Origin of the sequence: Sphaerospermopsis sp. FACHB-1194 (genome assembly GCF_014696235.1) — a bacterium.
GTDB lineage: Bacteria > Cyanobacteriota > Cyanobacteriia > Cyanobacteriales > Nostocaceae > Sphaerospermopsis > Sphaerospermopsis kisseleviana.
Window position 1 is genome coordinate 66,142 of the sequence record NZ_JACJPU010000011.1, and the last position, 15,679, is coordinate 81,820.

A 15,679-nucleotide genomic window follows, 5' to 3' on the forward strand; every position below is an offset into this window, starting at 1 on the left:
TTGCTACAAATTTTTCACAATCGCGCCAAAATCAGCTAATACACGGCTATGATTTCGCAATAAACCCAGCAAATTTAACCGATTTCTCTTAATATTTACATCTGGGTCCATGACTAACACGCTATCTTCACCATCAAAGAATTTACTCACGGCGGGAGCAATTTTTTCTAATGCTGCTATTAACAGTTGATAGTTGCGTGTTTGCTGTGCGGTTTGGGTTTGGGGTACTAATTCTACTAGGGCGTTGTAGAATGCTGATTCAGATGATTTTTGGAATAATTGGGGATTAATTAATGTTTTTGGTTCTAACTGCTGAAAATCTAAATCACCTTGTGCAGCGAGTCTAGTAGAACGGTTAATGGTTTCATAGATTTTTTCTAATGTACCATCTTTGCGGATTTGTTGTAAGTAAATTGCGCGATCGCGTACATCCAATAAATCTTGTAATGCGCGTTCTGTATATTCTTGATCATCTCCCAATACCGCATTTACCAAGTCATAATCTATCTGTTTTTCTTCTTGTAATAAAGTCCGAATCCTTTGTAGGAAAAATTCCCGTAATGTGGCGATTAAAGATTTAGCATCTTTATTAAATGTAGATGCAAAATTTGTCGCTATCTGTTCTAATAGCTTCTCTAAATTTATCTGCAAATTAGAAAACCACGTAATATTAATGATCGCATTTGCAGCGCGACGTAATGCAAAGGGATCGGATGAACCTGAAGGAATTAAACCCAAACCAAAGATACTAATTAATGTATCTAGTCTATCAGCTATTCCTACTATTTGCCCGGTTAATGTTTCCGGTAGAATGTCATCAGCATTTCTGGGTAAATAATGTTCAAAAATTGCTTTTCCTACTTCTGCATCTTCACCACTAGCTAAGGCGTATTTTTCCCCCATAATACCTTGTAGTTCAGGAAATTCATACACCATTTGGGTGACTAAATCCGCTTTACATAATAAAGCTGCCCTTTGAATTTTATGACTTTGATTTTCTGCTAATTGCAATTGTTGAGAAATGAGATTTGCTATGTTTACAACTCTCTCAACTTTGCCCCTAACTGAACCTAAATCTTCTTGAAATGTAACTGTTTCTAATTGCGGTAAAAAGCTTTCTAAAGGTTTCGCTAAATCAGCTTCATAGAAAAATCTCCCATCTGCTAAACGCGCCCTAATTACTCTTTCATTACCAACAGCAATGATATCTGATTTTACAGGATCGCCGTTAGAAACGGTGACGAATTTAGGTAATAATTCCTGATTTTCCGCTGTCTTAAATACCGGAAAATAACGCTGGTGCGTTACCATCACTGTGGTAGAAACTTCTGTAGGTAATTTGAGAAATTCATCCTCAAATTTACCAACTACCGCACTCGGATATTCTACTAAATTCGTCGTTTCTTCTAATAAGTCTGGGTAAATTTCTGTAAAACCGCCTAATTTTTGCACTGCAGTTTTGACTTGTTCAACAATGATTTTTTCCCGTTCTTCTGGGGAAACAATCACATAACCAGAACGCAAGGTATTTACATATTCTGTTGCGTGGGAAATGCTGACAGGTTCGGGATGTAAAACGCGATGGGTTGGAGAAATGCGATCGCTTTTAACTATCTTCTCACCGTTCTGCAATTCTAAGGGTAAAATATCCCCATCTAATAAAGCAACTAACCAGCGAATAGGACGGGAAAACCTACCGTCACCGCTTCCCCACCGCATTAACCGCTTTCCTTCCAAATTCCAAACCCATTGGGGAACGAGTTCTGTTAATATTTCTGCTACTGGTCGTCCTGCTGTCTTTTTATTAACAAAGACAAAATCACCTTTATCCGTAGAACGCACTTCTAAAGCTGACAGTTCCACACCTTGTTTTTTAGCGAAACCTTCTGCTGCTTTTGTGGGTTGACCATCTTTAAATGCGGCTTGTGCGGGTGGTCCTTTAATTTCTTCTTCTTTGTCTGGTTGTTGGGATGGTAAACCGGTGATGAGAACTGCTAACCGTCGGGGAGTTCCAAAAACTTCCACCGTTTCCGCTTTGAGACTATTAGCTTCTAGAGTTTGAGGAATACGCGATCGCCATTGTGCGATCGCACCACTCAGAAAGCTTGCGGGTAGTTCTTCTGTACCAACTTCTAATAAAAACGCAGTCATAAGTTCACTAATGTTGATCAGTCAATTCCATCAGTTTACCCTGTGATCAGGCTGTGGTGAACAAGATGTGTAACTTCTCTGAGCAGATAATCAATGCAACCTCCTCTAAGATACAAGGTTGGGTTAAGGGATAGGGTAATCCAACAAAATTCCGTAAGTTTTGGTTTGTAAATGTTGGGTTTCGTTCCTCAATCCAACCTACATGATTTAATTTTTTTAACTTACTGGAGTCAAAAACAATTTAGCCTCTGCTAATCTCCTCCTTCTTAACCCTGCTTCCACTGAACTACCAGGGTTTCTATATTTAACAAAAGTCTCTTCAATTTCATTCCATTGTTGATTCTTTAAAACTCTGGTTATACTCTCAAAATTCTTTGCACCATAGAAATTAGCACCTAAATTATAACCAAAACTCAATAAAGCACCCTGTTGGTTAACATTCAACACATCCCATACAGGAATTTTCTCTAAAGTTGGCAGATAGCTATTTTCTAACTGCAACATTAACAACTCTTCCGCTTCTGCTTTAGTAATTGTTTCACCTAATTTCCACTCACCACCATTTTTCTTGCGAGTCGTTCCCCAACCAATAGTAATTGGTTTACCACCAGTTAAAGGATCAGGATAAGCCTTCAAATACAAACCTTCAAATTCTTTAATCAGCGCCACCCCTGGTAAAGGTAGTTTACCAGTTGCACCACCATAAAGAACTAAACTCGCCTTCTCTAAATCATTTAAAGCATTGTTTAAAACCGTCTGAGTGCCTATTCCCACCACCCCATCAGCTTCAAGTTTTTTTGCTCTTTGAAACTGTTTCACTGCTACTACAGTCTTATTCCCAAAATTACCATCTATAATGCCAGGATCAAAGTTGAGAATTTTTAATATTTGTTGCAACTGCTCAACTTTTGCCCCTTCAGATCCTAATTTAAGGATTTCATTAGAATTGAGAATTAATTTGGTTGTCATAACGTTATACTGGTATACTGGGAGATAGTTGGAAAATCAACTTACTATTCCCTCATTATCCACCAAAGGATAGATTTTTATGGTTAAAAAAAGGTAAATCTTTTTAAAGATTCATTACTGAAAAGAAAACTCTGATTTTACGTTCCACTGTCTGCCGTCATGGAGTAGCAAGGTCAGATGAGATGCGGTAAATTCAAAATATACCTGACGTTCTTTAAAGTCATTCCAAGCAGCAGGAAAATGATGTTTTTTTAAATCTCTCCTGGCTACGGTAAGATGGGGTGTAAAAGAGTGATTTTTCCCATCTTTACCGATGATTCCCAAACTACTTTCTATATCATTCATTAAATCTAATTGTAACTTTAAAAGTGCTTGACTTTTTACTACATTCATGTATATAACACGAGGAGGAAAAGCCGCAAAACCATCAAGTGTAATGGGTAAGTAATTCTGCTTTTTGGCGAAAGTTTCCATAAAGGTTTCTAAAATTGATATTTCCTTTTTTTCCCACATAAAAGGAGGCTGTAGAGTGATATGTGGAGGGGAATTTTGAGCGCCGCGACTACCATAATTATTAACAAAATGTTGTTTAATTTCGTTAGCGTAATCTTGAATATGTTGGGGTGGAAGTATAGCAATAAAAAAGCGATTCATAATTTTAGAAGTCAGGAGTCAGGAGGAAGTTAATAACCCAATTACCTATTACCCATTATTAATTATCAATTATCAATTATCAATTATCAATCACCAATATGATAATTTAAGAAAAATCTAAACTACCTAATTATTATGCCTTGGTTTGTCAAAATTGAAGCAGGTTTAGTGGATAAGCCCACCTTTGATCAATATGTACCAGCCCATACAGCTTACGTCAAAGCATTGATGGATAAAGGACATAAAGCTAAAACGGGATATTGGGCGCAAAGGGGAGGGGGGATGATGTTATTTGAGGCGGCTTCAATGGATGAAGCGCAGGCCATCGTGGCTGCTGATCCCTTAGTAGTCAACGGTTGTGTGAGTTATCAGCTTTACGAATGGAAAATTGTTGTGGAATGATGCACATTTTTAGAAATTTGATGTTATGATGATTTCAGACCTGGATCTATGCGATCTCAACGCCCAAACTTTGTCAGGACCGGAAGGTAGCAGCAATACGGGATGCTTGCGATAGGCGTAGTCTCCGGGTCGCCCTATTTTTAGGAGTGCTTTGCAGCAATGCCTGGTTTTGGAGATATTGTACAAAAAGCTTTTTACCTGGGTGTAGGCTTGGCTTCTTACGCAGGCGAAAAAGCAGGGGGGAAATTAGCGGAACTGCGATCGCAAGTCCAAAAACTGGCTGACGAGATGGTAGCCAAGGGTGAAATGAACACAGAAGAAGCTCGTCGTTTCGTAGAAGATATGATGAGACAAGCCCAACAACCCCAGACACCTGGTGAAACCACAGAAAAAACAGAAGCTTCTGAACCCCGTCGCATCGAAATAATAGGGGAAGATGAAGAACCGACTGTTAAACAAACTCCCAAAGAAAACGTGGATCACCTGCGTCAACAAGTGCTAGACCTGAAAAAACAATTAGAACAGCTTAAACTCGATCAGTAAAAACTAATTTTTCACCCTGAACATCAGTAAAAATGGTAATTTGGGGGATGGCGCTAAATCTAACACTGGTTTGATTTGCATTGATGGCTATATTCTAGTTATTATCGCACTTACAACCGAGAACCCGGAAGCGTCCTGTTTGTAGCCAGTAACACAGTTAAGCTTATGGAACCGTGGCAAAAAGACTTAGTTGATATCATCGAAACTGTGACTGATGAAGTCGAAAACTTCTTCCAAGGAATTAATGACATGGTAGATGCTTTTTTTGAGCTAACGGAAGAAATTACCTTCGAGGTGCAGAATAACATTGCTGCGGAAATTGACCAGTATTTACAGGAATTAGCAGAACCGCTGATGGAAGTATACTGGGAACTGGAAGACGTGGTAGCAGATGTAGATCCAGGTTTTCCATATCAAGTGGAAGCGACAGCGGAAAAAAATCCTGCTTGTATAGGTTGCAGCAATTATCATGGTCAAGCTTATGGTGGTAATTTGTTAGTTTGCGCTATGCACCCTCATGGTTGGGATGACGAAAATTGCCCAGACTGGGAAAAGAGCAGCAGTGAATTTTAAGCGTGAAACAGGTGTTGTCAATGTTAAATTATTATTAGTATTCATGAATCTCTGCATTTTTCTAGAATAATTTCCAGAATCATTTTATGAGTAATTCCTTGTCTGAGACTGTACCCCCAAGCAAACCAGAAATGAAATATGGTGAACGTGAGATTGAAGAAGGAAAACTAATTACCTTTCCCAATCCGCGTATAGGTAGAGAATATAATATTGATATTACTTTGCCTGAATTTACCTGTAAATGTCCCTTTTCCGGTTATCCTGACTTTGCGACTATTTACATTTCCTACGTACCGGATGAAAAGGTAGTAGAATTAAAAGCTTTAAAACTGTATATTAACAGTTACCGCGATCGCTATATTTCCCACGAAGAAACAGCAAATCAAATTTTAGATGATGTAGTTGCAGCTTGTGATCCTTTGAAAATGACAGTCAAAGCTGATTTTACTCCCCGTGGAAATGTGCATACAGTTGTGGAAGTAAAGCATAAAAAACGCAAATAATCAGGTATGTAATGAGGTATGTAGTGAGGACTTCAGTCCTCATTAGGGCTTGCTGAATAAACCCAAAATACTCGTAAATCAAAGGGTTGAGGCTGATCAGGAGGAAAGAAAGTGCAAGATTTTTGAAGGGTACACCTTAAAAACTGTGCATTTTGGGTCTGATAAATTAGAAAATCTGGGGATAACAGATAGCTCAAACTATTCCCTATTCCCTATTCCCTATTCCCTATTCCCTGCCTCAACGAAGGGACTTTTTCAGCAAACCCTCATTACATAATGTTTTGGAGATTTTTTTATCACTAACCAGCCATTTTATAAATATTAGGTTCAGGTAAAGATTCACCATCAGCTTCATAAGAAATTATTAAAGATTCTAGAGCTTCTTTACCATTAGCAACAGCTTCTTCATAAGTTTCTCCATGAGTGCGCCATTTTTGTCCAGGAAAATCAGGTAAACTAACTAAAAAACAATCATCTTCCTCTGACCATTGAATGATCATTTGATATCTTAATTTATCCATTGTCCCATTAATTTTGTTCATTTTCTTTGGCGTTAATAATTTCTATTGCTTCTAGAATTTCACTTTCTTGATATGGTTTAGCATCTTTACTATCCTTACCTGATATTGTAATTCTTCCAGGATATCATGGATGAGTCCAGTTAGTGTGACTTCCTTTACCTGGACGTTCTGTGAAACCTGCTTTTTTGAGCATTTTCTTTAATTCCCTAATTTTATTAGGCATAATTAATTAACCTGATTAATTTTTGAGAGACTTCTTACCCATTAACTTATTAACAAATGCCAAAATATGACCAGAAATAGACCTAATAAAACGGTAAATTTTACGGACTTTATTTAACAAAGGATGAGGAACTCGTAACCGCAAAGGATAAAAAATAGGTAGATATATCAAATAATAAGCTCTTTTTAAATCATCCCATTTTGAGCATTTTTCCTGTTGCAGAAAATCAGAAATATCCACCACCAAACCCCTACCCTCAAACATCATCACATTTTTACCATGTACATCATGGGGGTAAAGTCCGCGAGTGCGAGCATAGTCCAAAGCATAATCAATATCTTTAATTACCTTGGGAGGAATACGCAAACCCCGGTGTAAACAGTCATAAAGAGTAACACCAAATAATCTTTTCAAAACCAACAAACCATCATGAGCATAAAAACACTCAGAAAAAGCAGGATGAGAACCAAGACGCTGGTAGACCTCCAATTCTTCCTCAAACCCAGGACGACCAGGTGCGTACATTTTCACCACCACATCAGGATATTCAGGATGAACAACCACCGCTGCATAGTTTCCTGTACCCAACAACTCCCAGGGAGAGGGGATAGCGCGTACTTCTATCGGGTTGTGGGGATGGACACTTTCAATCACGAAATTGGGAATAAGTTCTTGGTGGATAATAGCAATTAGTGACTGTATTTTTGATTTATCCATAGGATATACGCACCTTAATTAGCGGTATCATACCTATAAAATACACCACTTAATTGCTATTGTTGCCCAAATCAAAAAAATTATTTTGTAGCTGGTTGAGTCAGTTGCTCTAAAATTCCCAAAACCTCTCTTTCAAAGGTTACTTGAGCGCGGTTAGTTTTACCACCAATATACAAAACATCATCTTTTTGCAAAGCCCAAATTTGGGAATGGGAAAAATAACTCATTACCACACCCAACATCAACAAAGCAAAACCGCTATAAACAATCGGAATACCCGGATCATACTTAATTTGTAAACCCGTGCTACCTACCACATCAACAACTTTCAAATTTACCCCATTTACAGGAATAGACATTCCTGAACGCACAGTATTTACTAATTTTCCTTGACCATCATAGATTAAAACCATGCCTTGTAAATCTTTAGCTAACAGAGAAACACCTTCACTTAAATCTGGTTTTGTAGGTATCCAAGTACCCCACAGTCTACCTTTACCTTTAGTATCTAACAACGCCATTGGTAATTGGAAAATGGGACTATTATTGAGTTTAATTCTAACGCTAGAAATACCCCAATCTGTTTGATAAAAAACCACACCATGATAACGCAAAGGTTTATTCACATAAATTTTTTCATGATCTATTTCTTTACCTTCATTATCTAACACAGATAAATCAGAATAAAATTGATCAATACCTCCTTTGGGAGTATAATCAATCCAAAATCTATTAACTTTTACTGACCAATCTTTTAATACATCTTGAGCAGACCAAGCACCCGCATCAATGATATTTTTTACCTGGAAAGTATCACCAGAAGCAATCATTTCTTGAGCCATAAAACCCGTCATTGCTCCCCAAATACCACCCAGTAAAATCATCACAATACCGATATGTACAATAATCGGTCCAATGCGTCCGACTATACCTTTGCGAGCATAAAGAATATCATTTTTTTCTGATGATTGAAAGATTTTATAACGGTTTTTTGTTAAAATTGGAGTGATAGAATTTAGAACAACATCATTTAATTCTGCACTCAAAGCTAACTTTTTAAACTTCTTCGGATCATCATAATATTGCCATTTTTGGGCAGCTTTTAAAGCTGGTAATTGACGGGTAAAAGTACAAGCAGTTAAACTCGTACCAAATAACACTAATAAAGCCAAAAACCACCAAGTGCGATAAACATGATCCAAACCCACAACTTGAATCACTTTCCAAGTCAAAAAACCGAATAAAGCGGGATGTTCTGGATAATTAGCCTGGTAAAAAGCTGGTGTTTGTCCTTGTTCAATTACTGTACCACTGATACTAAAAAGAGCAATTATTAATAACAGAATAATTGCTAACCTTAAATCTGTCAGCACAGGTAAAACTTCCCGTTTCAAGAAACGAACCGGAACAGAAAACAAATTAACTTCTGGGGATGTTGAATTATCTACAGTCATGGTTTACAAAGGTAATAAATTCTTGCTCTCTTCTTTGTGTACTTTGCGTACTTTGCGGTTTATCACTTTAGAAACTACCAAGAGGAAGACGGGAAAGTAAAGAAAACACACCAAAACCTACTAACAAAGCACCGCTAACGGGGTTTATCCAACCAGACCAACGACGCAATTCTAGCAGTTTTTTAATTGTTGCAGTAAACGTACCTGCTAAAATTAAAGGTGTCACATATCCCGCAGTATAAGCAAGTAGTAAAACCGCACCTAAAAGCAAATCTTGAGTATTAGCAACCCAACCTAATAAACTGGCTAAAACTGGTGTGCTACAAGGAGAAGCAACTAAACCAAATGTTAAACCAATAGAGTATGAACGAATACCAGGAGGTAAATCATTAGATATCCAATTTGTTTCACCTAAAGATGGGAATTGTAAAGGTAAAGCTTCTAATAAATTCAACCCCATAATAATAGCAAGAATACTCACAATAATTGGTAGACCAATTCCTACTTGACCGTAGACTTTTCCTACCAAACCTGCTATAATTCCTAAACCTGCTAATGTAGTAGCTAATCCTAATGCAAACCAGGTTGATTGTGCAGCAGCTTGTAATCTACTTTTTGCTTCATAACCGCCAATATAACCAATAGTAATCGGCAGCATTGATAGCATACACGGTGTTAAACTGGTCAACAAACCAGCAGCGAAAATAATTGCGATACTGACAACGCTGAGGTGAGTGAGTTGGTTAGTAACCAGGGTGTTGGCGAATTGTTCGATTTGATAAATTTGGGTTTGCAGGTTCTCCAGCATGGGTATGTTTTAAATTACAAAGGCTGACTCTGTTTGTATTTTAGCTTATTCGGTTTTTTGTTTCTTGCTGATTTTGAATGTGGGAAAAAATAGCTTTAATTTAGTGTTTTGCTGAATGATAATTTTTTTTAATCTATTTTTTGGGAAAAAAGTTGATGATGTGACTTTTTCGCAATAGCTAGGGGTTTATTGAGAATACTATTGAGAATGGTGTCAATAACTCACGAATTTTATAGGGTTTGGGGATTGATTATTTTGTTGTTCTGTGTTTATAATAATTTTATGTATAATCCAAGGGTCTTTTATAAGTTGTTTTAGACGTAGAACCTCTGGGTTGACTTCCCCAGTCTGGAGTCTGGGAAAAAGTAAAAACGAGTAAAAATTTTTGTTTGAGAGAAAATAAACGAACCGCAGAGACGCAGAGAAGACAGAGTTAGAGTTTTTAAGTTGATAGGTTGTTTTTGAGGTAGAACCTCTGGTTTTGCATTCCCAGTCTGGAGACTGAGAACGAGTGAGTAAACGATTAAATATACACCCAGATCCCCGATTTCTGAAATCAATTTTATAACCAATTTTCTAATTTTAATCCTGTGATTCTTGATAAGTCGGAATCATGGGAAACTAAGGTTAAATCATTAATTATTGAGGTAGCTGCTATAAATATATCTGCATCTTGTATTGGTAAACCTCTTTGTTTTAAATCAGCATAAATTTCTGATGCTTTTTTAAAAATCGCCATATCATCTAATAGCAATACTTGGTATTTTTTCACCCAGTTTTCAAAGTCTGATAATTTTCTCACGGCTTTAACAGCTAAAAGTCCTCGCTCAATTTCATAGTAAGTCATCGCACTAATAAAAACTTGCTCATTTTGGCGATTTAACATTTTTAACCGATTATTTGCTTTTGGATTTTCTTTGAGAATTGCTGAAACAATATTTGTATCTAGTAGATATCCCATGTTTTTGTTATTTATTTCCGTTTTACTGCTTCATCAAATATTGCCATTTCTTCTGGTGTTAAATCATTCAATAAACCACTTATTGCTTCTAAAGCTAAAATTTTACTAATTCTTGCTGTTAAGTCATCATCAGCTATGGTTTCTACATCGTCTCCTAAATTTGGTCGAGTAAACAGTTCATACATTTTTTCAATCATCTGTTCTCTTTCTAACCTTTCTTGATATACACTGTTATTAGCAATCAAATTTTCCACAATTGCAGAAATTCGTTTATAGGTTGTTTGTTCTTGAATAGATGTGTTGCTCATATTCTTTACCTCTTTTTTTAAGATAGATAATATTTTAGCATAGAAAATAAAATATATGTCGATATTCCTAATCAACATCTAGGGTTCAATTTCTGGATCTGGAAAATTCATAATTTACCTGGAATATGTAAAAACACAGAAAAATATAATTTAATTATACCCACAAAAACCCAACAGCGTCAAACTGATTTTCCCAAAAACCCGCACCCCCACCCCTTGAAAATCAGAAAACTTTAACAAATCAAAGCTTCCCCATCTTGAGTACATCATTAATATAGAAATAGATATCATCTTCACCATCTGCTAAAATAATTAATAATTTGTAATTACAAAAAATCCCATATATTTTTACTAAAACCCTCTTTACTCTCTCTGCGCCTCTGCGCCTCTGCGTGAGCTTTAAAAAAGTAGAAAACATTACAAAATTACTTCCTGAGTTTAGCAAGTTTCAAATCTTATATTTTAGGATGATCTGCGTAAATTTGAAATAACCACAAAAGACACAGGAAGAAAAATCATGGCTAAATTAGCTAAATCTTATGCCGCAATTGATGGTAATGAAGCGGTTGCGCGTGTTGCTTACAAATTAAATGAAGTAATTGCAATTTATCCGATCACACCATCATCAAATATGGGTGAATGGGCTGATGCGTGGATGGCAGAAAATAAACCTAATTTATGGGGTACAATTCCCAATGTCACCCAAATGCAAAGTGAAGGTGGTGCTGCTGCTGCGGTACATGGTGCATTACAAACAGGTGCTTTAAGTACAACTTTCACCGCTTCCCAAGGTTTGTTATTAATGATTCCCAATTTGTTTAAAATTGCGGGAGAATTAACCAGTTTTGTCCTTCATGTTTCGGCACGTTCTTTAGCTACCCACGCTTTATCTATTTTCGGTGATCACAGTGATGTGATGGCTGCTAGAAGTACAGGTTTTGCATTATTATGTTCTGCTTCTGTACAAGAAAGTCATGATTTTGCACTTATTTCTCAAGCTGCAACTTTAGAAACCAGAGTTCCTTTTTTACACTTTTTTGATGGGTTTAGAACTTCCCATGAAGTGCAAAAAATTGAGTTATTATCTGACGAAGTTTTACGGGAATTAGTACCTTTAGAATTAGTTTCTGCACATCGTCAACGCTGTTTAACTCCTGATAAACCAGTGTTAAGAGGAACAGCACAAAACCCCGATGTTTATTTTCAATCTCGTGAAGGTGCAAACCCTTATTATAATGCTTGTCCTGATATTGTTCAAAGGATTATGGACAAGTTTGGAGAACAAACAGGACGATATTATAAATTATATGAATATCATGGACATCCCAAAGCAGACCGGGTAATTATTCTCATGGGTTCTGGTTGTGAAACTGTCCATGAAACTGTAGATTATCTGAATAACCAAGGTGAAAAAGTGGGAGTGATCAAAGTTCGACTTTTTCAACCTTTTGATGTGGGAAGATTTATCGAAGCTTTACCTAATAGTGTCAAATCTATTGCGGTTTTGGATAGAACTAAAGAACCAGGAAGCGCAGGTGAACCTTTATATTTAGAAGTAGTTACAGCTATCCATGAAGGATGGAAAAAAACCACCTTCCCGAAAATTGTCGGGGGTAGATATGGGTTATCTTCTAAAGAGTTTACCCCTGCAATGGTAAAAGCGGTTTTTGATCATCTCCGTCAATCAAAACCCAAGAATCATTTTACTATTGGGATTAATGATGATGTCACTTTTACTTCTGTGAATTTTGATCCTGGGTTTTCTACTGAACCAGATAGCGTTGTGCGTGCAATGTTCTATGGTTTGGGTTCTGATGGTACGGTAGGTGCAAATAAGAACTCAATTAAAATTATTGGGGAAGGTACAGAAAATAATGCTCAAGGTTATTTTGTGTATGATTCTAAAAAGTCTGGTTCAATGACGGTTTCTCATTTGCGGTTTGGTGCTGAGAAAATTCGCTCAACGTATCTCATCAACCAAGCTAATTTTATCGGTTGTCATCATTGGGGTTTCATTGAAACAATTGATATCTTAAAAAATGCTGCCACCGGAGCGACATTTTTATTAAATAGTCCCTATCCTGCGAAGGAAGTTTGGAAAAATTTACCTGTAAAAGTGCAACAGCAAATTATTGATAAAAACCTGAAAGTTTATGCTATTGATGCTAGTCAGGTGGCGAAAAATAGCGGGATGGGTAGAAGAATTAACACGATTATGCAGGTGTGTTTCTTTAAATTAGCGGGGGTATTGCCAGAAAAAGAAGCGATCGCTAAAATTAAACAAGCGATTGAAAAGACCTATGGTAAAAAAGGTGCAGATGTTGTCAACATGAATTTAAAAGCTGTTGATAACACTTTAGAAAATCTCCACGCAATCAAAATTCCTGCTACAACAAGTAGTAAGAAAAATCAGCAATCACCAATTACCAATTACCAATTACCAATCACCAAACCAGAATTTGTGGATCAAGTTTTGGGTAAAATTATGGTGTGGGAAGGTGATGACTTACCTGTAAGTGCTTTACCCGCAGATGGAACTTTCCCCACTGCAACCGCAAAATGGGAAAAACGCAACGTTGCAGAAGAAATTCCGGTTTGGGATGAGGATGTCTGCGTTCAATGCGGTAAATGTGTGATGGTTTGTCCCCACGCTGCTATCCGTGCGAAAGCTTATGAAGCGGATAAATTAGTCAATGCACCTGCAAGTTTTAAGTCAGCAAATGCAAAAGATAAAAGTTTTGCTGGTCAGAAATTTACTATCCAAGTTGCACCGGAAGACTGTACAGGTTGCAGTATTTGTGTGGATGTTTGTCCTGCGAAAAATAAAGCAGAACCCAGCAAAAAAGCTATCAACATGAGTCCGCAGTTACCCCTGAGAGAACAGGAACGGGAAAACTGGGATTTCTTTTTAAGTTTACCAAATCCCGATCGCAGAAAGTTGAAATTAAATCAAATTCGTCAACAACAACTGCAAGAACCATTGTTTGAGTTTTCTGGTGCTTGTGCAGGATGTGGAGAAACGCCATATCTTAAATTATTAACACAATTATTTGGCGATCGCTCACTCATTGCTAACGCTACCGGTTGTTCTTCTATTTATGGTGGAAACCTCCCCACAACTCCCTGGACTCAAAACGCAGAAGGAAGAGGTCCAGCATGGTCCAATAGTTTATTTGAAGATAACGCCGAATTTGGTTTTGGTTATCGTTTATCTATTGATAAACAAGCGGAATTTGCAGCCGAATTATTGCAACAATTAAATAGTGAAGTTGGGGATAATTTGGTAAATGATATCCTCAAAAATGCCCAAAAAACCGAAGCAGATATTTGGGAACAACGGGAAAATGTTGGAGTTCTCAAACAAAAACTAGATGAAATTGCAGCATCTCAAAATGACCAAAATCTCAAATATAAAATCCAAAATCTCACATCTCTTGCTGATTATTTAGTCAAGAAAAGTGTGTGGATAGTAGGTGGTGATGGATGGGCTTATGACATTGACTTTCATGGCATTGATCACGTTTTAGCCAGTGGTAAAAATGTCAATATCTTGGTTATGGATACAGAAGTTTATTCTAACACAGGTGGTCAATCTTCTAAAGCAACTCCTACCGCAGCAGTCGCTAAATTTGCCGCCAGTGGTAAACCCGCAGCGAAGAAAGATTTAGGTTTAATGGCCATGACTTACGGTAATGTTTATGTGGCCAGCGTCGCTTTAGGTGCAAAAGATGAACACACATTAAAAGCATTCTTAGAAGCGGAAGCTTTTGATGGTCCATCCTTAATTATTGCCTATAGTCATTGTATTGCTCACGGCATTGATATGACCACCGGTTTACAACAACAAAAAGCCTTAGTTGACTCTGGTAGATGGTTGTTATATCGTTATAATCCTGCATTGCAAAATGAAGGTAAAAATCCCCTCCAATTGGATATGAAAGCACCTTCTGAGTCAGTGGAAAAATCCATGTATCAGGAGAACCGGTTTAAGATGTTGATTAAGAGTAAACCGGAAATTGCTAAACAATTGTTAGCCCAAGCGCAAGCGGAAGTTGATGCACGTTGGGAGATGTATCAATATTTGGCTAATAGGTAATAGGTAATAGGTAATTGGTAATGGGTTTTTACCTGTTACCTATTATCGAATTATTAATTAGAATTGTTTATTTACGCCAATTATCTATTACTAAAGGATAACCTAATGCTTGAATTTTCAGATAATGCTTAGTGTTACCTGTAACTAAAATTAAATTGTTTTGGATAGCGATAGAAGCTATTAATACATCTGCTAATCCTATAGGTTGTCCACTGCTTTCTAAATCAGCATGAATCAATCCTGAAAGTTCTGCACTTTTTTGGTCTAAATGTACGATTTCCATTTCAGGTAAATCCGCTAAAAATTCTTGAATGCGATCATTACGATTTAGTTTTCTCCAACCCTTGATAATTTCGGAAACAGTAATCACAGAAATTGTATAATGTTTCCATATTGCTCTGTATGCAATAGCATTGGCGTTTATTTTAGAATTTTTACCTTTACGAATTTCCGAGGTTATATCTGTATCAATTAAAGATTTTCTCACAACTCAATTATTTTGTATTAACTTCTATGTTGTAAAATATCTTCAACCATTTTATCTACTAAGTCAGCATCATTAGACCATTCACCAATAAATGAATTATTGATTATTTCCGGTTTAGTTAGTTGCTCAATCATGGCTTTGATTAAATCTGAAACTTGACAATGATGAGTTTGTGTCAATTGTTCTATTTTGTCGTAAGTTGCTTGATCAAGTTCAATTTCTATTTTTTTCATAGTTTTGTGATGTTGATTTTATGTGGGTATATTATAACATATTTTTTTAATAAACTTCCAATGATGGAAAAGAAGC

17 protein-coding genes and 1 other RNA gene are annotated in these 15,679 nt (G+C 36.8%); 6 read left to right on the forward strand and 12 right to left on the reverse strand.

Annotated features, from left to right (window positions below; translation table 11 throughout):
• Nucleotides 1-3 precede the first annotated feature (3 nt).
• The 3 genes from glyS to H6F45_RS09080 form a co-directional block, all read right to left on the reverse strand.
• Nucleotides 4-2,151, reverse strand: a complete 2,148-nt coding sequence (glyS, locus tag H6F45_RS09070) for a glycine--tRNA ligase subunit beta (RefSeq protein WP_190347001.1) — start codon at nt 2,149-2,151, stop codon at nt 4-6.
• Between the two features lie 216 nt (nt 2,152-2,367).
• On the reverse strand, nt 2,368-3,120 hold the full coding sequence (locus H6F45_RS09075) for a peptidoglycan-binding protein (RefSeq protein ID WP_190347002.1): 753 nt from the start codon (nt 3,118-3,120) through the stop codon (nt 2,368-2,370).
• 114 nt (nt 3,121-3,234) lie between these two features.
• On the reverse strand, nt 3,235-3,774 hold the full coding sequence (locus H6F45_RS09080) for a 2'-5' RNA ligase family protein (RefSeq protein ID WP_190347003.1): 540 nt from the start codon (nt 3,772-3,774) through the stop codon (nt 3,235-3,237).
• 135 nt (nt 3,775-3,909) lie between these two features.
• Here H6F45_RS09080 and H6F45_RS09085 point away from each other — a divergent pair, with 135 nt between their 5' ends.
• The 5 genes from H6F45_RS09085 to queF all read left to right on the forward strand — a co-directional run bounded on the left by H6F45_RS09085 (nt 3,910) and on the right by queF (nt 5,795).
• Complete coding sequence (locus H6F45_RS09085; protein WP_096569787.1) at nt 3,910-4,176, forward strand: YciI family protein; 267 nt, start codon at nt 3,910-3,912, stop codon at nt 4,174-4,176.
• Nucleotides 4,177-4,213: 37 nt separating this feature from the next.
• An RNA gene (gene ffs, locus H6F45_RS09090) (signal recognition particle sRNA small type) lies at nt 4,214-4,310 on the forward strand.
• Between the two features lie 25 nt (nt 4,311-4,335).
• Entirely contained in the window at nt 4,336-4,719 is a 384-nt protein-coding gene (locus H6F45_RS09095; protein WP_137667370.1) for a phasin family protein, read from the forward strand.
• 165 nt (nt 4,720-4,884) lie between these two features.
• The gene (locus H6F45_RS09100) at nt 4,885-5,292 is read left to right on the forward strand and encodes a hypothetical protein (RefSeq protein WP_096569783.1); all 408 of its coding nucleotides are present in this window, start codon (nt 4,885-4,887) and stop codon (nt 5,290-5,292) included.
• Nucleotides 5,293-5,378: 86 nt separating this feature from the next.
• Nucleotides 5,379-5,795 carry a preQ(1) synthase gene (queF, locus tag H6F45_RS09105; protein ID WP_096569781.1) on the forward strand — a complete coding sequence of 139 codons (417 nt, stop codon included), beginning with the start codon at nt 5,379-5,381 and terminating at the stop codon, nt 5,793-5,795.
• A gap of 299 nt (nt 5,796-6,094) precedes the next feature.
• Here the strand turns inward: queF and H6F45_RS09110 are convergent, their stop codons facing one another.
• The 7 genes from H6F45_RS09110 to H6F45_RS09140 all read right to left on the reverse strand — a co-directional run bounded on the left by H6F45_RS09110 (nt 6,095) and on the right by H6F45_RS09140 (nt 10,787).
• The gene (locus tag H6F45_RS09110; RefSeq protein WP_096572740.1) at nt 6,095-6,316 is read right to left on the reverse strand and encodes a type II toxin-antitoxin system HicB family antitoxin; all 222 of its coding nucleotides are present in this window, start codon (nt 6,314-6,316) and stop codon (nt 6,095-6,097) included.
• 124 nt (nt 6,317-6,440) lie between these two features.
• Nucleotides 6,441-6,539 carry a type II toxin-antitoxin system HicA family toxin gene (locus tag H6F45_RS27325; RefSeq protein WP_137667369.1) on the reverse strand — a complete coding sequence of 33 codons (99 nt, stop codon included), beginning with the start codon at nt 6,537-6,539 and terminating at the stop codon, nt 6,441-6,443.
• A gap of 15 nt (nt 6,540-6,554) precedes the next feature.
• Entirely contained in the window at nt 6,555-7,256 is a 702-nt protein-coding gene (locus H6F45_RS09120) for a serine/threonine protein kinase (protein WP_137667368.1), read from the reverse strand.
• An 80-nt stretch (nt 7,257-7,336) separates the two neighbouring features.
• Complete coding sequence (locus H6F45_RS09125) at nt 7,337-8,710, reverse strand: cytochrome c biogenesis protein (RefSeq protein WP_096569775.1); 1,374 nt, start codon at nt 8,708-8,710, stop codon at nt 7,337-7,339.
• A gap of 67 nt (nt 8,711-8,777) precedes the next feature.
• Complete coding sequence (locus tag H6F45_RS09130) at nt 8,778-9,518, reverse strand: cytochrome c biogenesis protein CcdA (RefSeq protein WP_137667366.1); 741 nt, start codon at nt 9,516-9,518, stop codon at nt 8,778-8,780.
• 562 nt (nt 9,519-10,080) lie between these two features.
• Complete coding sequence (locus H6F45_RS09135) at nt 10,081-10,479, reverse strand: type II toxin-antitoxin system VapC family toxin (protein ID WP_190347004.1); 399 nt, start codon at nt 10,477-10,479, stop codon at nt 10,081-10,083.
• Nucleotides 10,480-10,490: 11 nt separating this feature from the next.
• Nucleotides 10,491-10,787, reverse strand: a complete 297-nt coding sequence (locus H6F45_RS09140) for a hypothetical protein (RefSeq protein ID WP_096569769.1) — start codon at nt 10,785-10,787, stop codon at nt 10,491-10,493.
• A 517-nt stretch (nt 10,788-11,304) separates the two neighbouring features.
• Here H6F45_RS09140 and nifJ point away from each other — a divergent pair.
• On the forward strand, nt 11,305-14,883 hold the full coding sequence (gene nifJ / locus H6F45_RS09145; RefSeq protein ID WP_190347005.1) for a pyruvate:ferredoxin (flavodoxin) oxidoreductase: 3,579 nt from the start codon (nt 11,305-11,307) through the stop codon (nt 14,881-14,883).
• 67 nt (nt 14,884-14,950) lie between these two features.
• Here nifJ and H6F45_RS09150 read toward each other — a convergent pair whose 3' ends face one another.
• Together H6F45_RS09150 and H6F45_RS09155 are read right to left on the reverse strand one after the other, a co-directional pair.
• Nucleotides 14,951-15,370 (reverse strand): PIN domain-containing protein, encoded by a 420-nt coding sequence (locus tag H6F45_RS09150; RefSeq protein ID WP_190347006.1) that lies wholly within the window; start codon nt 15,368-15,370, stop codon nt 14,951-14,953.
• A 17-nt stretch (nt 15,371-15,387) separates the two neighbouring features.
• Nucleotides 15,388-15,603, reverse strand: a complete 216-nt coding sequence (locus tag H6F45_RS09155) for a hypothetical protein (protein WP_096569763.1) — start codon at nt 15,601-15,603, stop codon at nt 15,388-15,390.
• Between the last annotated feature and the right edge of the window lie 76 nt (nt 15,604-15,679).

Bases quoted from the DNA above. Each gene is read 5' to 3' on its own strand.
- glyS (WP_190347001.1), bottom strand. From the start codon at position 2,151: ATGACTGCGTTTTTATTAGAAGTTGGTACAGAAGAACTACCCGCAAGC.
- H6F45_RS09075 (WP_190347002.1), bottom strand. From the start codon at position 3,120: ATGACAACCAAATTAATTCTCAATTCTAATGAAATCCTTAAATTAGGA.
- H6F45_RS09080 (WP_190347003.1), bottom strand. From the start codon at position 3,774: ATGAATCGCTTTTTTATTGCTATACTTCCACCCCAACATATTCAAGAT.
- H6F45_RS09085 (WP_096569787.1), top strand. From the start codon at position 3,910: ATGCCTTGGTTTGTCAAAATTGAAGCAGGTTTAGTGGATAAGCCCACC.
- H6F45_RS09095 (WP_137667370.1), top strand. From the start codon at position 4,336: ATGCCTGGTTTTGGAGATATTGTACAAAAAGCTTTTTACCTGGGTGTA.
- H6F45_RS09100 (WP_096569783.1), top strand. From the start codon at position 4,885: ATGGAACCGTGGCAAAAAGACTTAGTTGATATCATCGAAACTGTGACT.
- queF (WP_096569781.1), top strand. From the start codon at position 5,379: ATGAGTAATTCCTTGTCTGAGACTGTACCCCCAAGCAAACCAGAAATG.
- H6F45_RS09110 (WP_096572740.1), bottom strand. From the start codon at position 6,316: ATGGATAAATTAAGATATCAAATGATCATTCAATGGTCAGAGGAAGAT.
- H6F45_RS27325 (WP_137667369.1), bottom strand. From the start codon at position 6,539: ATGCCTAATAAAATTAGGGAATTAAAGAAAATGCTCAAAAAAGCAGGT.
- H6F45_RS09120 (WP_137667368.1), bottom strand. From the start codon at position 7,256: ATGGATAAATCAAAAATACAGTCACTAATTGCTATTATCCACCAAGAA.
- H6F45_RS09125 (WP_096569775.1), bottom strand. From the start codon at position 8,710: ATGACTGTAGATAATTCAACATCCCCAGAAGTTAATTTGTTTTCTGTT.
- H6F45_RS09130 (WP_137667366.1), bottom strand. From the start codon at position 9,518: ATGCTGGAGAACCTGCAAACCCAAATTTATCAAATCGAACAATTCGCC.
- H6F45_RS09135 (WP_190347004.1), bottom strand. From the start codon at position 10,479: ATGGGATATCTACTAGATACAAATATTGTTTCAGCAATTCTCAAAGAA.
- H6F45_RS09140 (WP_096569769.1), bottom strand. From the start codon at position 10,787: ATGAGCAACACATCTATTCAAGAACAAACAACCTATAAACGAATTTCT.
- nifJ (WP_190347005.1), top strand. From the start codon at position 11,305: ATGGCTAAATTAGCTAAATCTTATGCCGCAATTGATGGTAATGAAGCG.
- H6F45_RS09155 (WP_096569763.1), bottom strand. From the start codon at position 15,603: ATGAAAAAAATAGAAATTGAACTTGATCAAGCAACTTACGACAAAATA.